The sequence below is a fragment of the Nocardia sp. NPDC060220 genome (assembly GCF_042727815.1).
GTDB lineage: Bacteria > Actinomycetota > Actinomycetes > Mycobacteriales > Mycobacteriaceae > Nocardia.
Genome location: NZ_JBHWZY010000705.1, coordinates 1 through 3,664, shown reverse-complemented (window position 1 = coordinate 3,664; position 3,664 = coordinate 1). Strand labels below are relative to the sequence as shown.

At 65.2% G+C, this 3,664-nt stretch carries 3 protein-coding genes; 2 read left to right on the top strand and 1 reads right to left on the bottom strand.

Annotated elements, in window-relative coordinates:
* Positions 1-1,277, bottom strand: a 1,277-nt coding sequence (locus ACFWF3_RS28085; RefSeq protein WP_379316456.1) for a tyrosinase family protein, incomplete at its 3' end; no start/stop codon positions are given.
* Between the two features lie 239 nt (positions 1,278-1,516).
* On the opposite strand from ACFWF3_RS28085, the gene ACFWF3_RS28080 reads away from it, so the two are divergent.
* Both ACFWF3_RS28080 and ACFWF3_RS28075 read left to right on the top strand, forming a co-directional pair.
* Positions 1,517-1,690, top strand: a complete 174-nt coding sequence (locus ACFWF3_RS28080) for a hypothetical protein (RefSeq protein WP_379316454.1) — start codon at positions 1,517-1,519, stop codon at positions 1,688-1,690.
* 230 nt (positions 1,691-1,920) lie between these two features.
* On the top strand, positions 1,921-3,664 hold a 1,744-nt coding region (locus tag ACFWF3_RS28075; protein WP_379316452.1), incomplete at its 3' end, for an MMPL family transporter.

Below are 3,664 nucleotides of genomic sequence, written 5' to 3'. Positions count from 1 at the left end.
GTGCCGGGGCCGGTGTCGCCGCGGGTGACCCGGATATAGCGATCGCCCGCGAAGAAGTACGTCTTCGGTCCGCTCGACAGCGCAGCGTCGATTCCGCTTGAACCGAAGTCGCCCCAGCCCCATGCGGAGATGTTTCTGGGGTAGCCCGGATCGATGTCGCCCTGGCCGGTGTCGCCGCGGGTGACCCGGATGTAGCGAGTGCCCGCGAAGAAGTACGTTTTCGGTCCGCTATCCAACGCGGCGTCGATCCCACCCCACAGTCCGAATAGGCCTTCGCCGAAGCTGCCCCAACCCCATACAGAGATGTTCGTGGGGTAGCCGGGATCGATGGTGCCGGCGCCGGTGTTGCCGCGGGTGACCCGGATGTAGCGAGTGCCTGCGAAGAAGTATGTCTTCGGCCCGCTCCGCAGTGCTGCCGCCTTCGAACTGGGCAAGCCTTCGTTGGTGTCGTAGAGCGGGGGACCGACCACCGACAGGTCTCTGCAGTTCTTCACAACCTGCTGATTTTCCGGAGGTGCCCACGGCCGCAGCCCGGTGCCACCGGCCCACGGTTGGATACTGGACAGGATCGTCGGGTCGGTCCCCTCCCGACCGTATATCCGGTCCGGATTCTTGCGCCACGCGCGACCCCGCGCGGTCTGCCATTTCGCCCACAGCCTGTCGACATTGGAATGCAGCAGGAACACGAACGGATCGTGGAACGCAAAATGCTGTTGGCCGATGGTTCCACCGATATAGCTGTGCGCGACGTCGTGCGCCATCAGTCGCAGGGCCTCACGCATTCGTGAGAACTGCTCGGCCTCGGCCGCGTCGTTGCCAGTGCCGATGAGGGCGGCATCCGCCGGGACTGTTGGCAACCCGGACCGCACGGCACGCCAGACCCGCTTGTGACCGTTGCCCTCGGTGCTTTCGAAGTCTTGGAAAGGACGTCCCGCATCACCGTTCGCGCTGCCCATGAACTCGGCGGTGAAGAGTCTGGCTCCATCGGCATCCGAGGTCGGATCGGTTGTCCAGTCCCAGTAGTGCAGCGACAGCGAGGGATCAACCTCCCGGAGCAGTCGTTCGAGCCGATTACACAGCTCACGATGCCACGCCAGGAATGCCGGGGTGCCATGCACGTGGGTAGCTTGGTGAATCGCATTCTGCTTGTCCCAGTAAGACACACCATCGGGGTATCGCTTCGACGCGCTGAGCGCTACGAACGCATCACGTAATCGGTTGCGCTCATACTCGGAAATTTCAGCGACATTGCGCCGGATCAGATCGTTGAGGGCCATCACGCACCTCCTGTGCGGGCGGCTCGGGTGCCTGGGTCCGGAGGGTGCGAACCACCAGGACGAACCGCACCACCGAGCCTTCTCCGCACAGGGACCGAAAGAACGAGTAGTCGCTTACCCGAATCTGTGGTCCGCTGGGTTCTCGACACGGTCCAGCCGCCAGATTCTGGCACCGACTCTCGTGTCGCAGTTCCCTGCTTGTCGGGTCTGTGCGTTCGTTCGGCTTCGAACGATGCTGCTTGCAGTCGCTTTTTCGCCGTCGGCTTGCCGAGCAGCGGTGCCGGTACGGCCGAGTGACGTTCGGTGAGGATCTGGCCATTGGCGAGGTCGATGTTGGTGCGCAGGCGGTCGGTGTCGACCACCAGGCCTTCGGCGAGTTCGACGGCCATCGAGGCTGCGCCGCCGACCAATAGCAGGTGGCTGCAGCTAAGAGGGAATCGCGGGACAGTCGGCGAACGTGCTCGTAGACCGCCGGGCGAACTCGGAGATCCGGATCGGCTGTTCCAGGGCTGGGTATCGGGTGTGGTGGACAGCTCATCGATTTATATACCCCCGGGGGTATAACGTGGACCGGGAAAACCTATACCCCCGGGGGTATAGGTTCGGCTTCGGACAAGACCTAGTGCTCGAGAGGTGAAGGAACATGACGGAGACGAAGGCAGCGCGGCCGCCGAGCATGGCTGGGCCCGGGCAGACGAGTGCAGGGGTGCTGGCACGTCTGGGGTCCGTGATGGCCGGTCGCGCTCGGGTCGTGTTCGGGATATGGCTGGTGGCGCTCATCGCGCTGGGCTCTGCGGCGCCGAGTGTGTTCAGTTCGTTGGCCGGTGCAGGATGGCAGGCCAACGGTTCGGAATCAGTGCAGGCCAGGGAGTTGGCTCAGGAGCATTTCGGTGGTAATTCCTCGGCGGCGGTGCAGGTCGTAGTGCATTCCGATACCGCGCGGGTCTCCGATCTGCAGATGCAGACAACACTGGGCGAGGTGGCTGCGGTAATCGCCGGTGATTCCCGGTTCGGAGCGATCATCGACCCGCAACCGGGGATGACGATCAGCCCGGACGGGCACACCGGGATTCTGATCGCGGGGGCGAATGCGTCGACCGATGACATGGTGCGGGCTGTCGACGAGCACAAGGCAGCGTTGACCGCGCTCTCAGGTGACGGCATCGAGGTATATCCGACGGGAGCCTCGGCGTTGTGGAGCGATTTCAACAAGGCCAATCACGACGCGATGATCCAGGCAGAGCTGTTTTCATGGCCGGTCACGCTCCTGATCATGGTGCTCGCATTCGGTTCGCTGGTCGCGGCGGGTTTGCCACTGTTGCTGACGGTGGCCGGGTTGGTGGCCTCGGCTGGTGGGCTGGTGTTGCTGAACCAGGTGACCCCGATTTCGGTGTGGGCGATGAATTTCGCGATGATGTTCGCCCTCGCGCTGGGTATCGACTATGCGCTGTTCATGGTGGCCCGGTTCCGTGATGCACTGAGCCGGACCACTGATGCGCGGCGGGCGGTCGCCGAGACGATGGCCACCGCGGGCAAGGCGGTGGTGTTGTCGGGTTTGACTGTGCTGGTGAGCCTTTCAGCGGTGCTGCTGGTGCCGGCGCCTGCGGTGCGCACGATGGCGGTGGGGATCATGCTCGCGGTCGCGCTCGTGCTGGCCGCGACACTGACGTTGCTGCCTGCCGCGCTCGGCGCGCTCGGGGGCCGGATCAATGCGGCGGCGTTGCCGTATGCGACCCGTCAGCAGCACCGCTCGCCATGGTTCGCTCGGTGGGGCCGGTTGCTGCACGAGCGTCCGTGGCCGTTCGCGATCGCCGGGGCAGGTGTGCTGATCGTGCTGGCGCTGCCGGTGCTCGGGTTGAAGGTCGCGATGCCCTCGATCCAGGTGGTACCCGACGAGGCACCGGTGCGTCAGGGTTATGAGCTGGTCCAGCGCCAGCTCGGTGCCGGTGCGCCCGGCGCGCTACAGATCATCACCCCCGCCGAGCAGGCCGACAGCACCGTCAAGGTGGCGGCCGGCGCCGGAATCGCGATGGTGACGCCCGCGCAACCCGCCGCCGACGATTCCGGGTGGGTCATGATGCAGGCTCTGCCCGACATGGATCCCTCCGACGAGCGCATGGGAACAGTGCTGGAGCAGTTGCGGGATCGCTTGCCCGACCAAGCCCTGGTCGGCGGCGCGCCCGCGGAGAACCTGGATCTGCAGCAGGCCCTGAACGACTATCTGCCGATCGTTGTCTCGGTGATTCTGGTGCTGGGGTTGGTGTTGCTGCTGGTCGCGTTGCAGGCCCCGCTGATCGCCCTCCTGGGGACCCTGGTCAGCCTCGGCTCCACGGCCGCGGCGTTCGGGGTGGCGAAGCTGATCTTCCAGGACGGCCACGGCGCCGGGC